Source organism: Streptomyces sp. NPDC107765, assembly GCF_055657085.1.
This window is the reverse complement of the sequence record NZ_JBVKBL010000007.1, coordinates 129,656-155,228: the sequence shown is the minus strand read 5'-3', so window position 1 is coordinate 155,228 and position 25,573 is coordinate 129,656. Positions and strand designations below refer to the sequence as shown.

Genomic DNA, 25,573 nt, shown 5'->3' with positions numbered 1-25,573 from the left:
CCCCGGCGCTACCCACCCACCTCCGCGATCAGGGCGCGTACGCCCTCCGCCTCGGGCGAGCCCAGCTCGGTGTAGTGGTGCAGCGCCCGCTCCCAGTGGTGGAGGGCGAGCCGCGGCGCGCGGGCCCGGCAGACCGAGCCCAGACCGCGCCGCGCCCGGGCTTCCTCGTACCTGCTGCCGCAGGAGCGGCTCAGGCGCAGCGCCCGCAGCAGGTGCCGCCGGGCCGACGTCGGGTCACCGGCCTTGGCGTACGCCTCGCCCAGCCCGTTGAGCGTCATCGCGGCGTCGAGGTGCATGTTCCGTTCGTCGAAGATCCGCCCGGCCTCCTGGAGGTGGCCGATGGCATCCGTGGTGCGGCCGAGTTCCAGCTCCGCAAGCGACATCCCCCGCAGGGTGATGGCACGGTTCCGCTCGGCCCCCAGCCGTTCGTACTGCCGCAGGGCACGCAGGTGGTCGTCCAGCGCCCCGGCGAAGTCGCCGGAGTAGTGCCGCACCCAGGCGTGGTTCTCGACCGCGTTCGCGCTGCCGTGTGCGTCCCCCGCCGCCTCGAAATGACCGGCGGCGGCCGTGTAGTGGGCCGACGCACCGGGCAGGTCACGCTGTTCCAGCAGCGCCAGGCCGAGGCTGTTGTGCAGGATGCCCTGCTCGCGGCGGGCGCCGGCCCGCTCCGCGGCATTGAGCGCCACCTCATGCGTGGCTTGCCACGGCGTCCAGGTCTTGGCGAGGAAGAAGTAGCCTCGCAGCGCATCCGCGAGGAGCCAGCTGCGGGCCGGCGCGGCGGACTCCGCAGCGGCCCGGCAGATGTCCACCAGGTTGTCCAGTTCCGCGGCCAGCAAGGCCAGGGCGTCGGCACGGGAGGAGATGTCCGGGGCGGTGCCGGGCGGGTGCCCGTGTTCGTCCCGGAGGCGGTAGCGGTGCGGTGCCAGCACCCGGTCGGCGCGGTCGGCGGTGGCCAGGTAGTGATCGACCAGCCGGTCGACGGCGGCCTCCCGCACCGCCGCCGGAAGGTCCTCCTGCGCCCTCTCCCGGGCGTAGTCGTGGACCAGACCGTGCAGCCGATAGCGTCCCCGGTCCTCCTCCTGCACCATGTGGGCGGCGCACAGGCCCTCCAGCAGGCGACGGGTCCGGGAGAGCGGCAGATCGACGAGCGCGGCGGCGGCACGAACGCCCAGCCGCGGCCCGGGGTGGACACCGCACAGCGCGAACAGCCGCCGCTGGTCGTCGTCGAGATCGCGGTAGGAGACCGCCAGCACCGAGGTCATCCGCCGTTCTCCGTCGTCGAGTTCGTGCAGTCTGCTCTGCTCGTCCGCCAGCCACCCGGCCAGGTCGGCGAAGGCGGCCGGCGGCCTGCCGCGGACCCGGGCCGCCGCGATGCGCAGCGCAAGCGGAAGTCCTCCGCACCGCTCGGCGATCCGCGCCGCGTGGCGGGCCACCTCGTCGCCGGCCGGTCCGCCCGTCCCGGCGCCGGGGCGGGTGGCCACCTCCAGCAGCAGCCGGACGGCGGCGTCGTGCGGCAGCACGTCGAGGCCGATGCGATGGGCCTCGTCCACCGCGGGGAGCCGCCGTCTGCTGGAGACCAGCACCCTGCTCCCGCCGGGCGGGGGCAGCATCGTGTGCACCTGAGCGCTGTCGTGTGCGTTGTCCAGCACGACGAGCACGGGCCGCTCCGCCAGGTGCCGGCGGTAGACGGCGGCGCGGTCCTCGGCATGTACCGGAACTGCCGCTTCCGGGATGCCCAGTTGGTGCAACAGGCGTCCGAGTGCCTCCCCGGGTGTCAGCGGGGGCACGCCCGGCTCATGTCCCCGCAGATCGACGTAGAGCAGGCCGCCGGAGAACCGCCGTAGCCGTAGCGCGGCATGGGCGGCCTGGATCAGGAGCTCGCTCTTGCCCACGCCGCCCGGGCCCGTCACCAGGCAGACGGCCTGGCCTGCCGAGCCGTCCCCGGCCTCCAGCGCCGCCACCAAGGAGGCCAGTTCCGCCTCGTGGCCGATGTGGACCGACGACGGCGGCGGCAGCGCGCTGGACGGCGTGCCCACGGGCTGCTGCGCGACCCTGACGGTCACCTGCCCGCCCTGGATCACCGGACCGTGAAAGACGCCTCCCGAGACGGCGTTGTGCACTCCGCCCGGTGCCCGCGGGACATCGGGCGCGGCCCCCGGCCGTCCTCCGAGGACATCCCTTCCGGCACCGTCCGCCTCGCTCGCGCTCATCTGCCCGCCCCCTCCGGTCGCCCGCTCGCCGTGGAAAGGATCACAGGGTCCCGCCCAGCCACCGCACACAGGCCAGGGCGCCCCGGAGGAACTCGTCCGCCTCCGGCGATCCGGGCGCGGGCGGCGGCCGGTGCTCCCGGCCCACGGCGAAGGCGTGGCGGACAACCGATGCGTTCGGCAACCCGAACTCCGGCGCGCGGTCCAGGACTTCGCGGGCCGCTGTCACGCGCACACCCTCGGACAGCAGCCGGTAGCGCAGCGCGTCGAGGCAGAAGCGGGAGGCGAGCCAGGCATCCCGCACCGGGTCGGTGCGCTGTCGGTCGGCCGCCGTCAGCCGGGTCCACAGCACGCTCTCCGCGTTCTGCGCCCAGAACCGGGCCTCGGCCACCACCTCCCGGACGGCCGGCCAGGCGAGTCCGGCCTCCTCCAGCGTGCCCAGGATCGGGTGGCGTTCCGCCAGCAGACGGCAGGCGACCAGCGGGGCGCGGGCCGGCCCGGCCGCCTCGGTGACGTTCACCCGCAGGGTGGCCAGGTGCCGGTTCATGGCCGCGGCCAGCGCGTACCAGCGCTCCTGGCACGGGTCGTCGTCGATGACGACGGTGATGTCGATGTCGCTGAAGCGGCTGACGGCGGCCGGGTCGAGCGCCGACCCGGTGAGGACGGCGGCCAGGACACCCGGCCGGCCGTGCAGGACGTCGCGTGCCCAGGCCGCGATGTCCGCCGGAGGCAGGACCGCGGGGCGGACGGGGGCAGGATCGGCCATCGGCCGCGCGACGCCCGAGGCTGCGCCCTCCGCCCGGCGCAGCCGTACGGTCCGGCCGGCACCCAGCATCGAGCGCAACGCCGCGGCGATCGTGGTCCGTTGCAGGGGCGTGGCGGGACAGGGGTCATCGTGCTCCACAACGATCTCGTCCCCGTCCCGGGTGACCCGGGTGACGCCGAGGTCCAGTTGCCGGCAGAGCTTCGCCAGATCGATGCTCCGCACGCCGCGGCCGTCGGGCTCGGCCAGCAGCGCGTGCTGGGTACGCGCGGCGAGCAGCTGCAGTCGCGGGCCGGGCCGCCGGCACCCGCATGTGCCGTCCAGCCAGCGGCCTTTGTCGCCGTTCACATAGCGCAGCAGCGGCATGGCACGGTTGACCAGCGGCGTCACCGCGATGTCACCGGCCACACCGGGCGGCAGCGGGTCCCCCGCCGCTCCCACCACCTCCAGGAACGCCCCCGTCTCCTCGACGTGGTAGGTGCCGGTCTCCCCGCACTCGTGCGCGACGATGCCGGCCTCGGCGAGCGTGTAGAGGGCGGTGACCGGGCAGTCGAAGGTCTCCCGGATCCGCTCCCGCAGGCCCGGGGTGAACTGCTCACCGGACAGCACGACCAGCCGCGGTCCGGCCCCGCACGACGGGCCGAGGCGATCGCACAGCGCCGCCATCACACTCGGCATCACGGTGATCACCTGGCCGCGCAAGTCCTCGATCGCGGAGCGGAATTCCTCGTCCGGCAGCTGCCAGGCACGGCTGAGGTTCCACTTGACCAGCCGGGCACCGGGCGGGTCCGCCGCGACCGAGGCCCGGGAGGCCGACGCCAGGTGGAGGGTCAGATGCGTGATCGACGGCTCGGTGTGCGCGCCGAGATGGCGCCGTACGTGCCGGATCAGCGCGGCGAGTTCCGCTTGCTGCGCCGCCTCGTCGACGACGATCTCCAGGGGTGTTCCGGTCGTCCCGGTGGTGTGCACCCGCCGCCACCGGCGGGCGTCCCCCTCGGCCGACCACAGGCGCGGCCGCTCGGTCCTGACGTCCGTACGGCGCAGCAGCGGCAGGCGGCGCAGGGTGGCGACCGCGTTCTCGGCGGTGACCGGTTCCGGTGGGATCAGCGTCTGGTAGTGGGGAACGTGCCGGCGGGCGTGGTCGAGCAGTGCGGCGAGCGCCGTCGGCGCGGGTGGACGGGTCATCCCGGAAGCCAATCGGCGGCTTCCTGGTCGACCTCGGCCAGGAAGCCGGACAGTTCCTGGATGTCGTGGCCGCCGGCGGCCCAGAACTCGGCGAGCGCGGCGGGACCGCTCTCCTCCCCGGGTTCTCCGGCCACGGGCGCGTGCAGCGCGTGGGCCCGGTAGTTGACCATGTTGACCAGCCGCAGCAGGTCCGCGGTGTTCCCGCCCTCGGCGGCCCAGCGGCTGCGCAGTTCGGCGAAGCCCTCCGCGCCGTCCGGCACCGCTTCGGCCGACCGTGAGGCGTGCACCAGCAGGCGCAGATGGCCGCGCAGCAGCACCCCGGTCCGTTTGCTCATCCGGGCGGGGACGTTCTGGAGGAACGCCTCGTGCAGATAGTCCGGCAGTTCGGCGGCGCGCAGCGTCGACCGCATCACCCGTACCGGCGTCTTGCGTCGAATCACCGGGTCTCGCCCTCTGCCCGATGGACACCGCCGGAGAAGCGGGCGGCCTGCTGGAGGTTCTCCAGCCGCCAGAGCATCCGGTCGACCGCCTTGCGCACCGCGGGGTCCCGGGCCGGTTCCGAGGCGGCCTGCCGGGCCAGCTCCAGCGCCCGGGCCGGCAGGCGCAACCGCTCGTAGACGAGGGCGAGTCCGTGCAGGGCGCGGGGCAGGTCGATGGTCAGCGACAGGGCGCGCATCTCGCTCACCGTGCGCTCCAGGCTCCGCGCCGCAGCTTCGGGTGACCCGAGGCGTGCCTCGCACATCGCCAGGCTCGCCTCCGTGTCGAGCCGGTGCCGGGCATCGGCGCGCTCGCCGCCGGCCGCCAGCGCGGTGCGGTAGGCCGCGGCGGCCTCCTCGTACCGACCGCGCCGCAGATGGACATTGCCTTCCAGCTTGTGCGCGATCAGCAGGCCCGCGGCATCGCCCTCGCGGCCGCGCAGTGCGATGCAGATCCCCAGCTCGTGCAGCGTCGACCGGTCGTCCTCCTGCAGGTACGACAGGAACGCGCGCTGCCCCGCCAGTTCGGCGCGCAGGGCCGTTGCGTCGCCCGCTCCGGGGACCGCCTCGCATTCCCGCGCCAGTTGCCAGGCGGACCGGGTGTCGCCGAGCTGAGCGATCTTGCGGGACAGGCGGACCCGGAGGCGCACCCGGTCCGCGGTGTCCCCGAGGCGGTCGGACGCCTCGATCAGTGCCTTGGTGAGCAGGACGTACTCCTTCCAGAAGCCACGCGCGTTCAGCCGGTCCAGCAGCCGGTCCGGGACCGCCTCGCGCAGGGCCCGCCACTCGCCGGTTTCCAGGGAGACGAGGGCCACCGGGGCCAGCACCCCCGCGAGCGACGCCAGCGCGTCACGCTCCGCTTCGGCCGCCAGACCGGCCAGTTCGGCGAGGATCTCGTGCAGCGCGGTCCGGCGTGCCGTGGGCTCCACGTCGTCCAGGGCCTGGACGACGAGCTGGGGCACCTCGACCCCGCCAGCCACCTGGACGACGAGGCAGCGCGGCACCAGATCGGACAGGGCGAGGGTGAACCAGGGCGGCAGGGTCATCCCGGCCGAGAGCAGATCCGCCAGTGCCACCCGGTCGAGCACCGCGGCGTATGCGAGGGCCTTGCGGTGCACGGGCGGCAGCCGGACGACGGCCGTGGACACGAGCTTCCGGGCGGAGAGGACGTCCGGCGGGAGACCGGGGCGGACGAGCAGGGCCGCCGGAACGTAGGCGGTGTGCGCGAGGAAGGTGCGCAGGGCGAGCGGATGGGAGAGCACGTCGGCCGGCAGCTGTTCCGCCAACTCCTGGGGCTCGACGGGGAGGTTCATGCGCTCCGCCATGTGCGCGATGAAGTCGGTTCCTTCAGCTCGGGACATCGGCGGCACCAGGACGTGGCGGACTTCGGCGGTGTCGACCAGGTGCTCGGCGGCCGTGGCCAGGACCAGGCAGTCCGGATGGCCGGCGAAGGCGCGCAGCACGGTGCCCCCGGCGCGGTCCGTGCCGAGGTCGTCCAGCAGCACGAGGAGCGGTTCCTCCGCGACGCGGGCCAGCAGCGCGGCCAGCGCCTCCGGCCAGTCGTGGAGGTACAGCTCCTCGCCGGTCAGCCCGCGGCCGAACGTCCGGTCCAGCCAGGCGTTGACCTCCTCCACGAGGTAGCGCGGCTCGGCGGCCGTGGTGCCGCCCGCGGACAGGGCGAGCACGGTCCGGCCGGCCCGTAGGCCGTCCGCGGTGTCGCAGAGCACATGGGTCTTTCCGATGCCGGGGAGTCCGCACAGCACGACGGGTGCCCCGCCCGCGGTCACCGCGGCGCGGGCGGCCGCCACGGCGGAGCTCCGCTGCCAGCCGCCGGCCGGGGCGTGGAAGGCCGACCGGTAGTCCGCCGCGGGCGGTGGCTGTCCGGCCCGTAACGCCGACGCCGCGGGCTGCGGCGGCCCGGGCGCCTCACCGCGGATTCCGGCACACAGCCGGGTGAACGACCGGGGCTGGTCCAGTCCGCCCCGGAAGTCGCAGTAGGTGAACCGGTCCAGGAAGTCCAGATGTTCCAGTGCCGCGTCCGATGCGCCCGGGAGCAGTACGGGAATCACCCGCATCGAGCGGCCGCTGACCCGGGCCGCGACCGCGAGCCGTACCTCCTCGTTCTGCCACGGCCCGAGGCCGTGTGCGCCGCACATCGCCAGACAGCACGGGCTGTTGGCCAACGCCTCGTTCTGACGCTCCTGCCAGGGCTCGCCCGCCACCAGGCGCCAGTCGTCGAGGAAGACGTGGAAGCCCTCCGCATCCAGCATCTCGGCGAGTCGGTGCACGACCGCCCGATCCTTGCTGGCGTTGTAGCTGATGAACGCGTCATAGGCCGGCCCCGCCGGACGGGCTTCGCTCCCCACCACTCCCCCATCGCACCGCGCAGCTCCCACTACCGGCTTCCGGGACACCACGCATACGAACAGCGGCGCCCGGCACGGTGACCCGATTATGCCCGGCGGCGGCGAGGCGGGTCATCGGTCACGGCGCGGACACGGGCGCGGAGCGAGCGCCGGGCCCACCCCGCCGGCCAGCAAACCCCTCACACACCCCAAATCTTCCGGTACGCCTGCCGGTACCCCTCCGAGTCCCAGGACAGGGCGCCGCCGCTGTTGGTGGCGGTGGCGATGTGGACGGGGGCGACGTACCCGCTGTCCGGGGCGCCGGCGAAGGCGCGGTTGAACTCGTCGATGATCTGCCAGCCCTGTTCGGAGAGCGGCTCGGGGACGGTGGCGGCCTGGAACTGCTTGCCGTTGACGCGCTGGAAGGCCGACGGGTCGCCGTCGCCGGCACCGATGTTGTAGGGAGCGCCGGCGCCGTCCTTGCCCGCGGCGCGCAGGGCGGGGGCGGCGTGCTGGAAGTACAGGTCGTTGATGGCCGCGGAATACGTCCACCTGCGGCCGAAACGGGACAGCAGCGAGCGGACTTCCCCGATGGAGCGGCTACTGGCCTGCGGGATGGGGAGGTTGGTGTAGCTCAGCAGCTGCACGCCGGAGCAGGTGGCGAGTTCCTTCTTGATCAGGTCGGACTTGTGCTTCGCGAACGGCACCGTGGCGTCGGTGAACAGGACGACCCCGGCACGGCCGTGGGAGCGGTCGATGATCCAGTCGGCGCTGATCTTCGCGACGTCCTCGACCCGGGAGGTGATGTTGCTGAAGAGCTGCAGGTCCTTGCTGGGGCCGGGGGCCGCGGTCGCGTGCCAGCCGATCAGCGAAATCCCCGCCTTCCGGGCCTTTTTGACGTCCTCCGGGGCGATGCCGGGGTCGAACCCGCTGAGCACGATGCCGTCCGGCTTGAGGTCGAGGGCCTGCCGGAAGGCGGCCCGCTGGCCGTCGGGCGTGCCCTGGCCGTTGAGCGTGCGGGCGTGCCAGCCGAGGATCTTGGCGGCTTCCTGGAAGCCCTGGGCGACTCCGGCGACGCCCGGGTTGGTCAGGGTCTGGGCTATGTAGACGACGGTCTTGCCGTGCACGGCCTTGGGTCCGGTGGTGGGGCCCTTCCAGGGGGCGTTGACCTCCTCGGCCTTCTTGACGGCCTGCTCGGCCCGGGAGCGGACGGTGGGACAGCCGGGCTTGGCGGAGCTCTTGTGGGAGGCGGCACCGGCGCCGGCATCGCAGCCGGCGGTGGCCATGACCAGGAGTGCGGCGGCGGTCACGACCGCCTTGCGGGTGGGGTGCACGGGTGTCCTCGCAGCGCAGGATGGGGGTACGGGTGGGGAAGTGGGGGGAGACAGGTTACGGGTGGCGGTGGTCCGTCGGGCAGCCGCCTGCGGGAGATGCCCCCACCGTCGGAGATGCCGTGTATGCCGCCCGTGCCGGACCCGGTGGAATCGCGCCAGTTCGTGCTCGCTTTCTCTCCCCCTTCGCACGGTTTCCCTCCCCTTCCCTCCTCTTCGTTCCGCTTCCCGGCGGTCATCGGAGCGTGGGCGACCAGGCATATCGGAGGGCCTTAACAGACCAAAAGTGACGAAGAGTTGAATAGTGCGGGGCCTCAACGAGCCATGTGTTGCATGCCCGTGCACAAGCGGTAGTGTTCACGGCCGGTTGACCGTGTGGCGGAAACCTTTCGCTCGCATTGAGGTGCAAACCTCGCAATCTTCATGTTTCGCCGTCGTCACATTGCCCGTCGTCGGCGGTCGGCACCACCACCTCGGTCACCGCTCAGCAGCACGTCGTAAGGAGGCCCGGGTGTCCGTGGACGCAGTGGACCCGCCGCAACACGAACCCGGTCCGGCCCGGCGTTCACCGTTGCGACCGCGGTTCCGTCAGCAGGCGGACGCCCTCCTCGACCGCTGGCCGTTCCGGCGGAAGCTCAACGTCCTGGTGATCGCGCCCGTCGCGGTCGTCGGCGTGCTGCTGGGCGTCGGCGTCACCACGCAGGTGCAGAAGGCCCAGGACGCCGGCCGCAGCGCGGAGCTGGTGCGGGACAGCGAGCAGGTCACCAGGCTGATCAACGACGTGCAGGCCGAACACAGGCAGGCGCTCCTGCTGTCCGTGAAGCAGGAGTCGGTCCGGCCCGGCGCCGCACTGCCGTCCACCGCCGCCTACCGCCGGACCCAGCAGGACACCGACGAGCAGGTCACCGCCGTGCATTCCGCGTTCGGCCCGGGCCTGCCGAAGGACGAGGCCCGCGCCCTGGAGTACATCCGCGGTCTGGCCGTACTGCGCGACAAGGTCGAACGCGGATCGGTGCCGGCCGCCACCATCGACCCCGCCTACGCGGCCGCCGTCGGCTACCTGATCGACGGCATCGGCCTGGACCGCTACGCCGGCACCTCGTCGTCCTCGGTCACCAACCTCCTCGACACGGTGCTGCGTGCCGACGCCGCCCACGCGGCCTTCGAGAGCGGGGTGTTCTCCGCCCAGACCCGGGACGCCAACGCGCTCACCGAATACACCCGCGCGGTCGGCGCCCACAAGCTCTACGAGGAGCAGACCGCACGGTTCGGCCGGATCGCCGACCCGCAGCAGGTCCTGGCGCTCGGCGCGATCGAGCGGGACGCCGAACAGAACGGCATCGAGGCGCAGTTCGCGGAGCTCCAGATCGACCCCGGCTCCCTGCAGGGCCAGACACCGCACCAGCTGCGCAAGGCGATGGCCGCCGGAACCCGGCAGGCCGAGGCCCGCCTTTCCGTCACCCGGTCCCTGATCGAGCAGATCGCCGCCCGGGCCGACGGGCTCTCGCACAGCGCCCTCGACAACGCGCTGGCGATGCTCGGCCTCGCCCTGCTCGGCTTCGCCGCCTGGCTGACCTTCTCCGTCCTGGTCCGGCGCTCGGTCGTCCGTCCCCTGGCGGCCCTCACCGGCGCCGCCCAGGAGGTCGTCGACGTCGCCGGCGAGGAACTGGCCAGGGTCGAGGACGACGACGCAACGGACCGCACCCCGCTGCGGCCGCACCCGATCCCCGTTCCGGTCCGCGACGAGATCGGCCACCTGGCCGAGGCGTTCAACCAGGTACAGGTCACCGCCGCGGCGCTGCTGGAGCGGCAGGTGCTCAGCCGCCGCAACGTCGCGGAGATGTTCGGCAACGTCGGACGCCGGGTCAGCAACCTCACCTCGCGCCAGCTCATGCTGATCGACGCGGTGGAACGCGAGGAGACCGACCCCGACGTCCTGGAGCGGATGTACCGCATCGACCACATCGCCGTCCGCCTCCAGCGCAACGCCGACAGCCTGATGCTGCTCGCCGGCATCCGGGACCCCGAGGTGGAGGCCCGGCCGACCGGTCTGGCCAACGTCATCCGGGCGGGGCTCGGCCAGATCGAGGGCTACCAGCGGGTGTCGCTGCGGGCCGAGACGGAGGTCGTGGTCGCGCCCGACATCGTCGACGACCTGACGCTGATGCTCGCCGAACTGCTGGAGAACGCGGTCTCGTTCTCCCCGTCCGACACGCCCGTCGAGGTGGTCGTCCGGCCCGGCACCGACGTCACCTCGGACGGCGGGGCCCTGATCGAGGTCATCGACCACGGCCTCGGCATGAGCGCGGAACGCCTGGCCGAGGAGAACTCCCGCCTGGTCCGCCGGGAACGGCTCGACCTCGTACCGACCAAGGTGCTCGGCCTGTTCGTGGTCGGCAACCTCGCCCGGCGCTCCGGCATCCGGGTCACCCTGAGCCGCACCCCGGGCGGCGGGGTCACCGGCACCGTCTGGCTCCCCTCCGCGCTGCTGCTGGCCGTGCACCCCGCCCCGACACCGTCACCGGCCACCCCGCCGCCGGCTTCGGAACCGGCCGGAGCGGCGGAAACGGCGCAGCCCGAGCCCTCGCCCACGAACGAGCCCGAGACCGCACCCGAGCCCGCACCCGAGCCCGAGTTCGCGCCGAAGGCAGCCGAGCCCCCGTCCGCCTCCGCCGCCGCTTCCGCCGCCACGCCCCTGCCCGTACGGGCCCTCGCCACCGCGCCCGAACGGCAGCCGGACGGGCCCTCCCGGGAGGGCGAGCTCCCTCGGCGCCTGCCGCGCCGCGGCACGGACGACGCGGAGCAGAACACCGCGGCGTCCGCACCCCGGACGGACCGGTCCGTCCGGCCGCTGCGACGGCGGGTACGGGGCGCGACGCTCGACATGACCACCCCGACGGCCGACCGAGCGGCCCAGGCCGTGCGCCGGCCCGTCGACGCCGACGCGGTCCGATCGGAACTCGACGAATTCGAGGCCGCCGTACGCAGGGCGGAGCAAGAGAGTGCGCCCGCCACGAGCGAACCGGCGCCCTCGCCACACCAGCAACCCCGGAAGGAGTCGGGCAGTGAGCACGCCGACAGGTAACAGCGGTTCCGAGCGGGAGGAACCCACCGATCTGACAGCCGCCGCGGCTGACTTCACCTGGCTGCTGGACCGGTTCGCCACCCAGACCGCCGGCGTCGTCGACGCCATCGCGGTGTCGTCGGACGGCCTGCTGATCGCCGTCTCCCAACTGCGCGAACAGGCCGACTCCGAGCGCCTCGCGGCGATCGTGTCCGGCGTCACGAGCCTGGCCGCCGGCGCCTCCGGCAACTACGGCCTGGGCGGCCTCAACAAGGTCATCATCGACCTGGAGGGCGGCCATGTGCTGGTCTCGGCCATCGGCTGCGGTGCCGTCCTCGGCGTGGTCACCTCGAAGGAGGCGAAGCTCGGCAACATCGCCTACGAGATGACCCTCTTCGCCAACCGTGCCGGGAGCGCGCTCACCCCCCAACTGGTCCTGGAACTCAAGAAGACGGCCGGCGCGGCCCCGGCCCGCTGACCCGTCCGCCGCCCACGGCCACGGAAGGCGCGGGGGCGGGCGCCGAGCAGCAGGGCAGTGCCGGCACCGAACAGCGGGTCGGGGCGGGTGCTGAACAGCAGGCCACGGCCGGCACTGAGAACAGAATCATTGCCGGCACGGGAAGAGAATCTTTGCGGGCGCCGAGAAGAGGATCATGATGGTGGCCGGTGAACCAGAACCGAACGCGTCACCGAACGAGTCAGCCGGCGAGCGAACGGGCGAGCCGACGGACGAGCACGCGGCCGAGTCGGCGGACGAGCGAGCGGGCGAGCGTACGGACAAGTCCGCGGACACGTCAGCGGGCGAGGCCGCGGGCGACGCCCCGGGCCCGTCGGTACCGGTCGGCCGCGCTCCCGCGATCCGGCCCTTCCTGCTGACGGCCGGCCGGGTGGCGGGGGGCGGCACCGGCCCACCGCTCCCGGTCGAGACCCAGATCGTCGCGACCTCGTCCGGGCTCTCCGTCCTGGATTCCCTCGCCTTCGAACAACACGACATCGTCGCCGCCTGCCGACAGCCGCAGTCGGTGGCCGAACTGGCCGCGCGGCTGCGCCTCCACCTCAACGTGGTCCGGGTGCTGGCGGAGGACCTGCGCACCGCCGGGCATCTGGCGGTCCACGTCCCGCACGCCGGCACCACCCAGGACATCTCCGTACTGCGAAGGGTTATCGATGGTCTCCGTGCCGTCCCCGACTCACGGGACACACTCCGTGACAGCGGTTGAACCGCCGCCGGTTCCGGTCAAGTTGGTCATCGCCGGCGGCTTCGGCGTCGGCAAGACCACGGCCGTGGGCGCCATCTCCGAGATCCGGCCGCTGACCACGGAGGCAGCCATCACCGAGGTCGCTGCGGGGGTGGACGACCTCTCCCACACCCCCGGCAAAACGACGACCACCGTCGCCATGGACTTCGGCTGCCTCACCATCGACCCGACGCTGAAGCTCTACCTGTTCGGCACCCCGGGCCAGGACCGGTTCGGCTTCATGTGGGACGACGTGGTCGAGGGCGCCCTCGGCGGCCTGGTGATCGTGGACACCCGCCGGCTCGACGACTGCTACGCCGCGGTCGACTACTTCGAGCACAAGAACATCCCGTTCGCCGTCGCCGTCAACGCCTTCGACGGCGAGATCCACCACGACCTCGACGAGGTGCGCTGGGCCCTGGACGTCTCCGACCACGTCCCCCTCACTGTCTTCGACGCCCGCAAAACAGGCTCGGTCCGCGACGCCCTCCTGGTCGTCCTCCAGGTCGCCCTGTCGCGGGCGGAGGGCGCTACGGGAGAGGAAAGCCCAGCAGCAACGGGGCTGTGACCGCGCCCGACAGTGCAGGAGACCCTTCGCGCCGCGACCGCAATAAGCCGTAAGAGACCGTAATAGGCCGTCCGGGTGATGCCGGTCGACTGTCGTCTCGCATGACGGCCGGCAGCTTGGCGGCCGTCGGTACGCGCGGCGCCCTCGCGTCGCTCGCCCGCACCGTGCTCACCGTCGACGCACCGGCGAGCAAGCGGGCAGCCTCGCATCCGGCCGTACGGGTCGTCAGGCGCGCGGGCCGGTCATGTCGTGCCGCGGACGACGGTGACGGAGCAGTGCGCGTGGTGCAGCAGCGCCTGGCTCACCGATCCCAGGAGCAACCCGGCGAAGCCACCGCGCCCCCTGGCTCCGACGACCAGGAGCTGGGCGGTCCGGCTCGCCTCGATCAGCACCTCGCGGGTTTCGCCGCTCAGCACTTCACGTCTGACCGTGACGTCCGGATAGTGCTCCGCGCGGCCGGCGATCGCCTGGGCCAGCAGACGCTCCGCGCTTTCGACGCCCGTACCGGGCGGGGCATAATCCGGCAACCACGCATGCGCGGCGACGACCTCGGCTCCGCGCAGCGCTGCCTCCGCGAAGGCGAACTCGACCGCTTCCTCACCGACCTGCGAGCCGTCGACGCCCAGCACGATCGGCCCGGCTCCCGCCGGCTCCTCGCGGGCCACCATCACCGGACACCGGGCATGGGCGGCCAGCGACGCCGCCGTTGATCCCAGCAGCAAGCCGATGAAGCCACCCGTACCCCGGGGACCGACGACCACCAGGTCCGCGGCGCGCGACTCGGCCTCCAGCACCGCCACCGGTTCACCCGTCACCACGGCCGCGGTGACCTGCAGCCCAGGCGCCACGCTCCGGGCCCGGTCCGCGGCGTCGTTCACCAAACGATCGAGCGGCGACGCGTCCAACGGCGTGTGCATGGGCCTGACCGGCCAGCTCAGGGCGTTCACCACCCGCAGATCCGCACGACGCCGCTGAGCTTCCCGGGCAGCCTGCTCCACCGCGGCAAGGCTCGACGACGAGCCATCCGCTCCCACGACGACCAGGTTGCCCACCGCTCCTCCATCGCTCGGTTCAGCTTCCCAGCCTCACCCCGGTCACGCCTTGCTGCAATCCGGCCGAACGACTGGCGTCGGCGGCGCGTGTGGGCACTGACAGGCGCAGCTGCGCCCCGCGGGTTCGACGCCCCCTCGGAGGCGCACGGCTCGCTCCTCTCGCGGGCGGGACTGAGCCGTCCGGAACGTGAGGACGGGGCCCTCGGTACTGCTGGCCTGCTCCTCCGGCTCGGATCCATAGCTGTAGTGATCACGGCGACGAATGGTGTGCAACGGCGAGTCCTACGATCATGCGACCTGCGTGAGCACTCCCCGGCACACCTTCGGCTCCTGCTCCGACTCCTCAGCCGCCCTCGCCGTACTGCACACCCGGGTCCCGCAAAGATCTCGTGGCTGGGGTCATCCAGTGAGGCCCACATGCCGGTGCAGGGAACCGGCACGCCACGGCCTTCCCCGCCGCATCGCCCCCCTTCTGCACGGAGTTGCCTCAACAGGTCGCCCGAACCCGAACCTGGTACGGCTCCTGATTTCCGGCTCCAGTCCCCTTGGCATCGATCACCTAGGAACACCAGAAGAGGAAGCAGGTCCGCGACCGTGTGGCGCGTGGTGCGGGCGTCCGGTTCGCCCCCGCGTTGGTGGGTGACGGCTTTGGTTGAGGCGGTTCCTTGGCAGTGGGTCGGGTAGCGACGGGCGGTGCCGTGGTCGCGGATGCGGGAACCGCAGACCGGGAGACGGCGATGTCCGATGCCGATGCCGACGGCTTCGCGGCGTGCGACGGACGAGCCGGCTCTCCCGCAGTCCGGCTTGGTGCTGGCTCCGCGGTGGCGGACGTGGCGGCGGGTGTGGGCGACGCCTGCGATTCCGTGTGCCTTCCGTGTGTCGGACCAGTGGGCAGTAGTTCCCCCGACAGGCCTGTCGCGACGACGCCGACCAGTACGACCCCACCCGCGACGCCGAGGGCCATCTTGGTCTTGCCGCCCTTGCGGCGTCGTGCCCGGCGTGGGCCCCTGCCGCGGCGGCGCATCGCCGACGACCGGTGGGAGGCATACGCCTCGTTGCCGTCACCGGGACCGGCAGCCGCAGCCGCAACCGCAACCGCAACCGCGTCAACGCCGGTGGCCGTGCCGGGGTCGAAGTCGCCGTCGGCCAGGCCGGGTCCGTTGGGCGCGCAGCCCTGTTCGGGAACGGGCCCCGGCTCGTACGACTCCGGGGGCTCGTACGCCTGCGTCTGCTCATAGGTGCGCAGGGCCTCGACGCCCCCGTCGTACCCGTACGTTCCCGTGGGCTCGTAGACCGGTGGCTCGGGCATCAGCGGGACGCCGCTCCGGTAGAGGGGGTGCGGCCGTGATGGCGGGTACCCGGTGGCTACGCCACCGTGGGCATGGCCACACGCCGGGCACGGCTCCGCCCCATCGAGATCGCTCCCGCATCCAACGCAGTAGGCCATGCGGTTGTCCGTTTCCTCCGGTCGCCGCCCCCAGATGGCGGCACCCTACTGGCGTGGCGATGTCCGGCCCATCCCGCCCCCTCGCCAGGTCCGAGGTATACCGATGCGCCGCTGGTGCGGCACTACGCCCTGCCGACCACCGGCTTGCCCGATTGGTCAACAGGGAACGCGTCCCTTCGTGGCGGCGGGCCGGTCGATCGGAGAGCAGGGCTTGATCAAGTTCCGTAGGTGTCCGGGTTGTTGGTGATGCCCAGGATGGGGAGTGCTCGTTCGGGTTCATCGCGGATCGCGCGGGTGGTCTTGGCGATGTTGTCGGCTCCGAGGGTTTTCAGCACGCCGATGGCGAGGTTGCGGAGGGTCGCCATGGCCCGTGGTGCGGTCCCGGTGTGAACGGTGGAGGCGTCCTCGGCGAAGGTGACGTCCCTGATGTGGTGCGAGGAGTTCTCCACTCCCCAGTGCCCGCGAACCGCGGAGGCCGGATCGGCCGGACCGGTCTGGTGGGCGTCGAGGCTGGTGACGGCGTAGACGCTCTCGCGGGTCTCGCGTTCGCCGGTGGGCTTGCGGCGGCGGTGGACACGGATGGCCAGGCGAGCGTGGGGGAAGGCGATTCCGCCGAGTTGGTCCGCGATCCCGCAGGTCTTGATCGAGCGGGACTCCCGCCTGCCGCGCCCGGACGCGGAGGGCGACGGCGCCTGGGCGGGTTCGGTGACGGTGCGGTGCCGGTCGGCCAGGTAGGCGCCCACCGCCCGGTCCAGGGCGTCACCGTCAACAGCCCCCAGTACGCGGCCGATCGTGGTCGGCGCCGGAGTGCGCCGCCATCTGAGCAGGTGGCGGCGGATCCCGATCACTGCCAGGAGTGCGTTCGGGGCACGCTGGCCCCACTCGGCGAGTTCGTCGATGCTCCTCGCTCCCGAGACGACCGCGCAGGCACACACCAGCAGGATCGCTGTCAGCGAGTACCACCGGCCCCTCCGTGCGCGCGGGTCGGGCACCGAGTCGAAGTAGGGGCGCAGATCAGCGACCCGGTCAGCGTCCAGCGACCGAGCTTCACCAGCACAGCGTGATCATTGGGCTTTCAGTCACCACAATGATCACGAAGCCCGTGCCTGCTCTGCTATGCACCCCAACCGGTCGCTACCCGACCAGCCGCACGACCCCGGGAATTGCCACCGCCCTGTCGACAAGCCACACGATCAAGGAAGCCATGCCCGCCCACCCGCGAAGGACGACCTACGCTACGACGTTTCCGGAGCCTCGGGCAGCACGTCGGGGATCTCCCACAGCTGGCCGGACATATTGCTGACGTAGATCTTGCCGGTGCGGCTGTGCAGCCCGACGCCGCAAGCATCGCCAAGCCCGGTGGCGACCACGCGCTGCAGGCCCTTAGTCTTCTCATTCAGGTCGACCTCGTGCAGGCAATCGCCCGCATGGTCGGAGACGTATGCGTGACCCTTGCCGTCCAGCGCGATGCGGGTGCTTGCGGAGAAGGTGGCGGCTTCGCTCTTGGTGGCGCCGGAAGGGGGATTGAGGTCGACCTCGTACAGAGGGCCGCTGCCGTACCGGCCGACGTACGCCCTCCTGCCGTCCCTGTCCAGCGCTACTCCGGAGGCATACGCCATGCCCCCGATGACCGGCTTCGTCCTTGCCTCTCCGCTCTCCAGTTCGTCCTTCAGATTGACCGCGATCAACTGCCCGTTGTTGTAGTCGGCGACATAGGCCCTGTCCGACCCGTCCAGCGCGAGGCCGTACGCGTAGGGGACCTTGACGACCTCGACGACTTCGACGGCCTTGGAGTCATCGAACAGGTTCTTCACCTTGCACAGGCGGCCACCTGAGTAGTCGGTGACGTACGCGACCTTCTTCGACAGGTCCAACGCCACATCCACGATGTCGCCCAGGCCGCTCGCGACCTCACGCCAGTTACCGGAGCGGAGATCCGAGGTGAGATCCACCTCGTACAACCTGCCGTTCCGGTCGGCGACGTACGCCTTGTTGTTCGGCTCGTCCAGCGCGAGGCCGTACGACCTGCCCAGCCCGGTGGCGCGCACCGAGGGAGCCTTTTTCGGGCGCTCCTGCTCCTTGCCCTTTCCCTTGTGAAGGGGGTGCTTCTCCACATCGAAATTGAGTTTTTCAAGCTCGAAGATCTCGTGCACCCCGGCAAGGGTGGAAACGACCTCAGCCTCCCCTTTTTGCAGGAACGGCTTGCCTTCATCGGTCAAGTCGAAAGCATCCGCGGCCGTGCCGGTCTCGCCGAGTTTCCATGCAAGCACCCTGGAATATTCCGGCTCCTTGGCCTGTGGGCCGCTCGGGCGGGTCTCTTTGACCTCCACTGGCTCGGGGTAATACAGAGCGACCCACCCACCGAAGGAGATGGGGTATTCGTAGTCGAACCTCCGCACCTGACGTCGCTGCGTGGCCAGGACGTCCACGCGGCTGCCGACTTTGCCGCTCAGCGTGGAAGAAGTCTTGAACGAAGTGGTCAGCGAACCACTGACAGAACCCGTGATGCCGAGCATCAGCTGTGCCGACAATTCGCCAGTACCCGTCGCGGTGCTCGTGGCCGTTGACGTGCTCGTCGTCTGCGACTGAGACTCCGTGTCAACGCCTTGATTGTCTTTGCTGTTCTTCAGGGTGGTCTTCTGAGATTGATTCAAAGCCATGCTCTTCTGCAGCTGTTGCTGCAGTGACGCAGTGACTTTTGCCCCGAACGTGAGCTGCACCTGTCCCTGGAGCGACCAGCTGATCGTGTTCGAGATCGAGAATTCGACCGTGTGCGACCAGTCGGTGGGGGTGGGGTCGGTCCGATTGACGTACGTCTGCTTGGCAATCACGTCGGGAGGGGGCTGCGCAATGTCGCCTCGCTCTTCGACGAGCGGCACACCCACCGTCATGTAGGCGAGCCACCCGAGGTCGTGCGCAGTGTCCTCCTCGGGAAAGTCGAATCGCCCCTTGTTCAAAGAAAATCCGGTAGGGGAGACATACCGGTCACTCCCATCCTTCGCCTTCTTCTCGGCCTTCCGCTTCAGCTTTTCCTTGTCCCGCTCCAGGATGGCAGCGGCCCTTCCGGCGATGCCGAGTTCCTCCAGGTTTCGCTTTGTCAGCGGGTGGCGCACAAATCGTTCGCCGAGATGAGTCGTGCTCACATTGTTCTTGGTGGGACCGCCCATGGCCTTCAGCCTCCTTGCATACCAGAACTGAACGATTTGTCAGGGATTACTTGTGAGCTGCTGCCGGCCCGGCGCGCCCCAGTGCGGAGTCGTCAGGCTGCCGAGCGGGGACGTTGCTGCTGCTCAAGGGCGGTGGACTCATAAAGCTGAGGCCTTCGATCAGCCCTCGCACCCCTCGAGCCGGCTCCGAGCTCAACCTCACCCATTGGTTGACCCGTCGTCGGTCCTTTTAATATCTTTGGCTGATTGGCGGTTATCCTTCCTCGATTCTTCCAGCTGCTCGTCGCTGATCTTTGGACGGTCTTCCTCCCCGATCTTCGGCCGATCTTCTTCCTTGATCTCCACTTTCACCTTCTTGAATGCCTCATTATTGGCCGAAGACGCCATACCGGATGTGGACCCGGGGTTCTCACTGGCTTCTTTCTGCTTTGCCGCTGCCCTCTGGGTGTTCTCGAACAGGGGGGTGATGAAGTTTTCCATGATGCTGAGCGCCTCAGGCGACGTGTCGCGCACAATCTTCGGGTCGCGCACAGTTTCAGGAATGCCGTCGTAGAGCTCGGGATCGACCCCTTCCCTTTCGGGCCGAGCCCCGGGAATCTTTTCATGGACCTTCCGAGCGGACTCTTCGGCGGACTTGGCTTCACTTCCGCCACTGTCGAAGATGTTCTTAAAAGTCACGCGACTTTCCTCCGAATTCTCTCGATGGACACGAAACCAACCCTTGCGAAGAGGCTGTTTCCCCTCGCCGCGACGCCGCGATGCCGGGATCAAAACCTTGATATTCAAGAGGCAAGATCTCGCACACCCCGACGGGGGCCGCTGACAAATGGGCTCACAAAGACAGTGGCACATTTCGCCGACGCAGGCTGTGCACGCGTCGCTCTTGCTGTCCGTACCTTTCTGCCCTTGCGTCATTCTCCGCGTACATCAGGATCTTCGTGCTGCTGCCTACCCCCTCATTGATCAACCTACGCGGCGCGGCCCTGCGGCTTCTCGCCCATCACCTGGCCGCAGGCTGACTGCGACGTTCTTATCCGGCCCCCACGACGGCTGGAACTGCTCCCCCAGTTGTTTTTCCATTGAACGACACTCTGAAATGCCCCGCCTGCGACCTGCAACGACCAGCTCGGAGGGGCCGCTTCACGACGTCATCGAACTGCAGATTGCGTTGATTCCTGGCCACCCCAATGTCCCCCGATATGGGGCCGAAACTGATCGGCATTCTGCCTTTTGGCCGGGGGTGAGCCTCGAAAGCAGGGGAAGGCATCGTCTGTGTGTCCGAGCCGTCGACGGCCGTCAGGTGGCGGCCCTTCGCGAGACCCGCGAGAGCGTCTACGCCGTCACCAGCCTCGACGCCCACCAGACCGGTCCGGCCGATCCGGCCTCCGCGGTTAGCGGGCACTGGGGAGTGGAGAACTCCTCGCACCACATCAGGGACGTCACCTTCGCCGAGGACGCCTCCACCGTTCACACCGGGACCGCACCACGGGCCATGGCGACCCTCCGCAACCTCGCCATCGGCGTGCTGAAAACCCTCGGAGCCGACAACATCGCCAAGACCACCCGCGCGATCCGCGATGAACCCGAACGAGCACTCCCCATCCTGGGCATCACCAACAACCCGGAGACCTGCGGAACTTGATCAAGCCCTGATCGGAGAGGGGGCGCCGGCCGGTCTCAGGCGCACAGCCCGCATGTGATATTCCGCCAGGGGCTGGCAGCGCCCGGCGTGAACGCACCTGGCCGGACCATCGCGGCGCCGGGAAAGCGCACTCGTCACGCCGCAATCGCCGCTACCTTCGGCGTCGCCGGATCAAGCGATGAGGAGGTATGCGCAGAATTCCCGAACAAGGAAACAGCAGTCAGAAGAATCGTCAGAGGCCGGGCGAAGGGGCGGAAAGCCAGTCAGCGTGCCGGTCGCGGAACCAGTCCCGTTTCCCGTTCTTAACCATCCGACTTAGGAGTCCGCCTCGGACGTACTCAGCCAGTCCCGTGCACTCCTGGCCGTAGCGCGCAACTGCGGGTGGTCACGCACGACGTCTCGTTGGCGTTCGGCCGGCAACCCGAGTTCGTTCAGCAGATTCAGAATGACCACCGCAGTCGTTACCTCCACAATGGCGATCAGCTCCTCGGGCTTGTGGTGGGGGGTTCGCCCCTCGTGGGCCAGGTCGTTTCGCGCTCGGGTCGTCCGCCTGGCCCACCGGTCCACGTCAGGCACGAGCGTGGACAGCGCCTCCTGGTCGGGGCGGGCCGCGAGTGCGTACAACCGATCCCGAAGTGTTGGGTCATTGCGTAGTGAGCCGCGGATCCGCTTCCTATGCTCCTCGGGTACCTGAGCCAGCATCGCTTCGCGCATCGGTTTGAAAACCTCCGACGGGATCGGCGGTTCGTCGATGTCAAAGCCACGGTGCAGCACCTCAGCCGCTCCCACCGCCGTCAGAAGATTGTTCTCGACGTACCGTGCCGGCGCGTACCGAAGCCCCAGAACCATGTTCGTCGCGGACTGCAACCGCTCGTGCATATCGCACCAGCGGGGGATGATCTCTTCGAAGGGCAGAGCCTCGCACGTGAAGAACACACGATGATGAGCGGCTGCCTTCGCATCGTGCTTCCCCACCACAGAGGGCGAGTAGAGCACGTCGACATTCCGCTCCGGCCGCAGCCCGCCGGACTCCGACACGGCGTCGCCCGGGGCCAGTTTCAGGCGTAGCCAGATCATGCCTGAAGCACGGTGGGTGGCAAGGGCGATCAGGTCTTGTATCAACCGGGCATGGTTCATCGCATCACGCAATGAGGACGCCTCGCGCCGGGTGATCCGTATATACGCGGTATCCCGCATACGACCAACTGTTCCGCCCCGACGCTGATCGAAGAACGGCAGCGTGTGGCGGTGCGCGAGCACGAACTCCGTCCCGTCGACTTCGACCGACTGCACCTCCACGGGCTTGACGGAGATGGTGCCACTCCCATCAGGACGCCCGCCGGACGTACCCAGGAACCTTTCGAACACTGACGACGCCGCCCAATGCCCGAGGTCCTCCACCGACACCTCTGTTGTGGAGAACGCCGCCTCGTCTTCACCGCCGACGTGCGCCCCGATGAGTGCCGTCGTTGCCGCGACGGTCTGATTGTCGGGGGTCTTTACCCGCGCACCGAAGGTCCGCCGGCCGTCGACCGGAAAACAGCCGAGGAGGCTGATCTCGCGCTGATCGGCGGCGCCATGGATCACATCCCACGTTCGACGGCCTTCATGGACCATCAACACACCGGGAGCAGGCGTCGTCGTGACCCGGTCCTCGAACGCACCGATCAGAGAGAGTGTCAAGCCGCACTCGGGCTCGTAGCGGAGCACGCCTGGCACCCGGCACCCAGGGTCCTCCGGCAGCCACCACAAGCCCGCCCACTCGCCCGACGCGTCGAGATTCAGCGGCTCACTGCCCATCAGGTTCACCTTTCCCGTCGTACGGGGCGTTCGCAGGTTCACGCACGGCACTCTGCCGAATTATTCGTGCGTTGGGTCGCGGGGAAGAAATCAACCGGGCCGGCGACAAGGCGCGGCTCCAGGCGCTGTTGGAACCGCTCCGGGGCTGATGGAGGCCTTGATATGCCCCGGTACGCCACGGCGGGGGCTCAAGGACTCGCCCATACCTGCCGGTGCGGGTTGTCGACGTTCGTGACCGCCGAACCCCACTGGGAGAACCACAGCATGTCCCACCCGCGCTGCCTGAGCGATACAGGGCCCGCAAGGGTACGGCGGCAGCGCAGCCCCAGGTTCCGACTTGGAGCAGATTCATTGCCGCTTCAGATACGGCGCCAGGTGGTGCAGACGCGTGTAATAGTCGGGGTGTGAGGACAGGAGCTTGCCTGAAAGGCTTCGCCTACTGCCGCGAGCGGCGGTTCCCGGGGCAATCGCAGCCGTCTTGCCGCACCCGGACAGAGCGGAAGCTGCCGCATGCCCGCCCTCCCGTTCCGCCGCCTGCATCATGTGCAACACTTCGGCGAGCATCGGCCCGAAACCAGCCGCTACGGCATGGTGATCCGCCCTCAGTTCGGTCCGACGGGTCACGGCGGCGAGCAGATACGGAGCGGTCACCAGCGTCAGGGTGAGGTACCAGTACTCCCACGCGATCGCCAGCACGATGGCACCCACCGCAAGAAGCAGCGCTGCCGCCCAGAAGCTCATGCGTCCACGGCCCACGACGGTGACGAGCCGGATCAGCCTCCGCACAGCGGCCCACATAAACCGCCCCGGGACCGCATACCACTGCCCCAGGATCAAGGACCACGCGTGACCGCGGACGTGGTGACCCAGCTCATGAGCGAGGACGGCGGCCAGCTGACCATCAGACAGACGCTCCAGTGAAAAGCGGGTGACGCCCACGATGTGACCCGCCGCGGCCAGGGCGTTGAGGTGATCGCTGTCCTCGATCCACAGCTCGTAGGCGCGGCCCTCTACACCCGTCCGAGCCGTCACTTCCCGCCACAGCGGTTCCAGCCGGTCCAATTCCCCCGGGGTGGGGTGACGGAGGTTCAGCAGATGACGGGCCAGGGCTCTCTCGGTGGGCCGGTGAAACGCCATGGCACCTGAAGCGAGCCAGAGCAGGACCCCCAACCAGCCTATGCCGGGGAACAGGAGGTTGGAGAGTGTCGCCACGATCACCAGTCCGGCGAGGAACGGGGGCAATTGCAGCACCAGTTGGCCCACAGCCGTGGCGTCGATGCCCCGCTGCCGCTTGGCGAGGTGCACACGCCCACGCCGGCCGAGCCCCTCTTGCGGCGCGCGCTTCTCGGAAGCGGACTGCTGCTCCGGCTTCCCGGCGGGGTGAGTGGCCTCGGACGGCGTCGCGCTGCCCGGGTAGGGCGGTGGAGGCGGAATCGTCTCGTCCGGACAGCGCTGGGATGGAAAGGGAACATCGGCCGGATAAGCCGGAGCTTCGGGCAGGGAAATGCGGCCGGGGTGGGCGGAGTCGAAGGGAGTGGTCATGAAAGGTTCCTGTCTCGGCACAACGGGCGGATCGTGACGACGCGGTAAAAGGGAGGCCAGCGCGGTGCGTTCAGCCGACCAGCCGCGCGATGGGCAGAATCACCACGCCCGCGCAGTAGGCAGCCAGACCGGTGCGGATCCACCGGTGTTTGGCACCGACGATGCGGCTGTTCTGAGCCAGCGCCTCCCGTACTCCGTCGGCCTGGTGGGCCTCGGTGACGGTAAGGGCCTCGGCGAGCCAGCCGCAGTCCGCGGCACGGCGGATGTCGTCGAAGTACGTCAACGGCCGCCCCGGGGACCACCGGCTGGTGCTGTACCGGGGCAGGACGGCGAGAAGCAGACATACCAGTGCGCCGGCGAGAGCGACCATGGCCACCCACAACAGCACGCTCCCGGGGGCGGAGAGCCCGGATAAGGACCATCCCCGAGCCGCGAGCAGGCCACCGAGCAGGCTCACCGTCATGCTCATGGCCCCCAGAAGCAGCGATGCCTTGTTGTCCGCACGAGCCGTCTCGGAGCGCAGCTCCGTGAGCAGACGGGCTCCCACCGTCGGAATTTGCACACCACCACCGCTCATCGACCCTCCTCGGTGCTGTCGACGGACGACCCGCCCCGCTGCTTGTGGAAATACACCGGAGCTCCGGGGGGCGCGGCCCCGGGCAGGGAGTCCGGTGGGGGAGGAGAAGAAGCGAAACCGGGCAAGTTACGTGCGAGGAGCCCCTCCAGGATCTCCACGGCCTGCTTGTTCAGTCCCGCACGCTGATAGTCCTCCGGATTCCCTTCCTTCAGTACCTGCAGGGCGACCTCCGACTGGCTCCGGATCAGCTGCAGTTGGTCCTTCTGCAGGTTCTCCATGACCAACCGGGAGTCCTCCGGGTGCTGTGCCAGGTGCAGGGCCCACATCGCCACACCGCCGTGCTGGAGGTAGTACTCGTAATAGCGGACCTTCTCCTTCTCCAGCTCCCTGGCTTCCTCATCCTGACGGCCCTGCAGCATGACCAGTTCGTGATCGTGCCGGGCCTGCTCCACATTCCGCTCCGCCCTGAGCCGGTCCTCCCGCATCGCCACGTCGTGCGACAGTCCCAGCTGTTCGTCGCTGTACCGGATCCGGCGGAGCTCCCGCTGGTGGCCGATCGCCGCATCGTCCGGCCTGAGCCGCACGGCGCACGACGTGCGCAGCCCCGCCTCCTCCCCCAAATCGCCCGACCTGGCGAGAACGTGGTACACGGCGCGTTCGGCATCCGCGCTCCGGTCGAGCGGGAACCCGCGGCTGACCGGGTACATCAGCCTTTCCAGCCGCCGCCTCAGGAGAGCGGGCACGTCCCGTTCTCCACTGGCCACGAACCGTTGCGGCCGGGATACCTGCCAGGTCAGCTCCACCTCAGCGGTGAAGTCGAAAGCGTCGTTGTCGCTGGGCAGTAGCAGGGACAGGGTGCAGGCGTGCACCCCCATGTCGACTTCGTAGACCGCGGTGTACCGCGTCGGGGCGAACAGGGAGCGGGTCGGCCGGTGGGGCGGCAGGTAGACCTCGAACCCCCCTTTGTCCGTGGTGAATACCAGCGCGTTGTCGATCCGGCTGTAACCCCTGCGGTGGTCGAACCGCGACAACTGACGCACGGTCAATACCGGGTCGATCAGCTCGCTGTGCCGGTCTGCGCCCTGGTCCCAGTCGGGTTCGCGACGGAGGTCCGCCATGGTTCCTCTCTCCTCAATCAGTGGTGTTCCGAAACTTCGCGGCCCGTGGCC

At 69.9% G+C, this 25,573-nt stretch carries 18 protein-coding genes and 1 pseudogene; 6 read left to right on the top strand and 13 right to left on the bottom strand.

Features of this window, described 5'->3' with window-relative positions; genetic code table 11:
* Positions 1-8: 8 nt before the first annotated feature.
* The 5 genes from ACZ7MX_RS18950 to ACZ7MX_RS18930 form a co-directional block, all read right to left on the bottom strand.
* On the bottom strand, positions 9-2,210 hold the full coding sequence (locus ACZ7MX_RS18950; protein ID WP_472133512.1) for an ATP-binding protein: 2,202 nt from the start codon (positions 2,208-2,210) through the stop codon (positions 9-11).
* A gap of 40 nt (positions 2,211-2,250) precedes the next feature.
* Positions 2,251-4,155: an AMP-binding protein gene (locus tag ACZ7MX_RS18945; RefSeq protein ID WP_472133510.1), complete on the bottom strand. Its 1,905-nt coding sequence runs from the start codon at positions 4,153-4,155 to the stop codon at positions 2,251-2,253.
* Positions 4,152-4,595: a hypothetical protein gene (locus ACZ7MX_RS18940; protein WP_472133508.1), complete on the bottom strand. Its 444-nt coding sequence runs from the start codon at positions 4,593-4,595 to the stop codon at positions 4,152-4,154. Before ACZ7MX_RS18940 ends, ACZ7MX_RS18945 begins: the two co-directional genes overlap by 4 nt.
* On the bottom strand, positions 4,592-6,997 hold the full coding sequence (locus ACZ7MX_RS18935) for a toll/interleukin-1 receptor domain-containing protein (protein ID WP_472133507.1): 2,406 nt from the start codon (positions 6,995-6,997) through the stop codon (positions 4,592-4,594). The genes ACZ7MX_RS18940 and ACZ7MX_RS18935 overlap by 4 nt, the downstream gene beginning before the upstream one ends.
* Before the next feature lie 179 nt (positions 6,998-7,176).
* Entirely contained in the window at positions 7,177-8,310 is a 1,134-nt protein-coding gene (locus ACZ7MX_RS18930; protein WP_472133505.1) for a substrate-binding domain-containing protein, read from the bottom strand.
* Between the two features lie 508 nt (positions 8,311-8,818).
* Between ACZ7MX_RS18930 and ACZ7MX_RS18925 the strand changes: the two genes are divergently transcribed.
* The 4 genes from ACZ7MX_RS18925 (at position 8,819) to ACZ7MX_RS18910 (ending at position 13,177) form a co-directional block, all read left to right on the top strand.
* A complete protein-coding gene (locus ACZ7MX_RS18925; protein WP_472133503.1) occupies positions 8,819-11,392 on the top strand; it encodes an ATP-binding protein in 2,574 nt (857 codons plus the stop codon).
* Complete coding sequence (locus ACZ7MX_RS18920; RefSeq protein ID WP_030804461.1) at positions 11,373-11,849, top strand: roadblock/LC7 domain-containing protein; 477 nt, start codon at positions 11,373-11,375, stop codon at positions 11,847-11,849. The genes ACZ7MX_RS18925 and ACZ7MX_RS18920 overlap by 20 nt, the downstream gene beginning before the upstream one ends.
* A gap of 379 nt (positions 11,850-12,228) precedes the next feature.
* The gene (locus ACZ7MX_RS18915; RefSeq protein ID WP_472133972.1) at positions 12,229-12,591 is read left to right on the top strand and encodes a DUF742 domain-containing protein; all 363 of its coding nucleotides are present in this window, start codon (positions 12,229-12,231) and stop codon (positions 12,589-12,591) included.
* The gene (locus tag ACZ7MX_RS18910) at positions 12,539-13,177 is read left to right on the top strand and encodes a GTP-binding protein (protein ID WP_472133501.1); all 639 of its coding nucleotides are present in this window, start codon (positions 12,539-12,541) and stop codon (positions 13,175-13,177) included. The genes ACZ7MX_RS18915 and ACZ7MX_RS18910 overlap by 53 nt, the downstream gene beginning before the upstream one ends.
* 242 nt (positions 13,178-13,419) lie before the next feature.
* Here ACZ7MX_RS18910 and ACZ7MX_RS18905 read toward each other — a convergent pair whose 3' ends face one another.
* From ACZ7MX_RS18905 to ACZ7MX_RS18890, 4 genes are all read right to left on the bottom strand, one after another.
* The gene (locus ACZ7MX_RS18905; RefSeq protein WP_472133499.1) at positions 13,420-14,229 is read right to left on the bottom strand and encodes a universal stress protein; all 810 of its coding nucleotides are present in this window, start codon (positions 14,227-14,229) and stop codon (positions 13,420-13,422) included.
* Between the two features lie 1,662 nt (positions 14,230-15,891).
* Positions 15,892-16,668 (bottom strand): transposase family protein, encoded by a 777-nt coding sequence (locus ACZ7MX_RS18900; protein ID WP_472133497.1) that lies wholly within the window; start codon positions 16,666-16,668, stop codon positions 15,892-15,894.
* Positions 16,669-16,911: 243 nt separating this feature from the next.
* Positions 16,912-18,843 (bottom strand): NHL repeat-containing protein, encoded by a 1,932-nt coding sequence (locus ACZ7MX_RS18895; protein ID WP_472133495.1) that lies wholly within the window; start codon positions 18,841-18,843, stop codon positions 16,912-16,914.
* Positions 18,844-19,041: 198 nt separating this feature from the next.
* Positions 19,042-19,521: a hypothetical protein gene (locus tag ACZ7MX_RS18890; protein WP_472133493.1), complete on the bottom strand. Its 480-nt coding sequence runs from the start codon at positions 19,519-19,521 to the stop codon at positions 19,042-19,044.
* Between the two features lie 622 nt (positions 19,522-20,143).
* Here ACZ7MX_RS18890 and ACZ7MX_RS18885 point away from each other — a divergent pair.
* Positions 20,144-20,485 carry a transposase gene (locus ACZ7MX_RS18885; protein WP_472133491.1) on the top strand — a complete coding sequence of 114 codons (342 nt, stop codon included), beginning with the start codon at positions 20,144-20,146 and terminating at the stop codon, positions 20,483-20,485.
* A gap of 86 nt (positions 20,486-20,571) precedes the next feature.
* A pseudogene (locus ACZ7MX_RS18880) lies at positions 20,572-20,661 on the top strand (IS5/IS1182 family transposase); the annotation flags it as partial.
* A 139-nt stretch (positions 20,662-20,800) separates the two neighbouring features.
* Here ACZ7MX_RS18880 and ACZ7MX_RS18875 read toward each other — a convergent pair.
* The 4 genes from ACZ7MX_RS18875 to ACZ7MX_RS18860 form a co-directional block, all read right to left on the bottom strand.
* Positions 20,801-22,285: an ApeA N-terminal domain 1-containing protein gene (locus ACZ7MX_RS18875; RefSeq protein ID WP_472133970.1), complete on the bottom strand. Its 1,485-nt coding sequence runs from the start codon at positions 22,283-22,285 to the stop codon at positions 20,801-20,803.
* A 348-nt stretch (positions 22,286-22,633) separates the two neighbouring features.
* Positions 22,634-23,827: a M48 family metalloprotease gene (locus ACZ7MX_RS18870; RefSeq protein WP_472133489.1), complete on the bottom strand. Its 1,194-nt coding sequence runs from the start codon at positions 23,825-23,827 to the stop codon at positions 22,634-22,636.
* A 70-nt stretch (positions 23,828-23,897) separates the two neighbouring features.
* Positions 23,898-24,374, bottom strand: coding sequence for a Pycsar system effector family protein (locus ACZ7MX_RS18865; RefSeq protein ID WP_472133488.1), 477 nt, complete (start codon positions 24,372-24,374; stop codon positions 23,898-23,900).
* 26 nt (positions 24,375-24,400) lie between these two features.
* A complete protein-coding gene (locus ACZ7MX_RS18860; protein ID WP_472133486.1) occupies positions 24,401-25,522 on the bottom strand; it encodes a PE-PGRS family protein in 1,122 nt (373 codons plus the stop codon).
* Positions 25,523-25,573 lie beyond the last annotated feature (51 nt).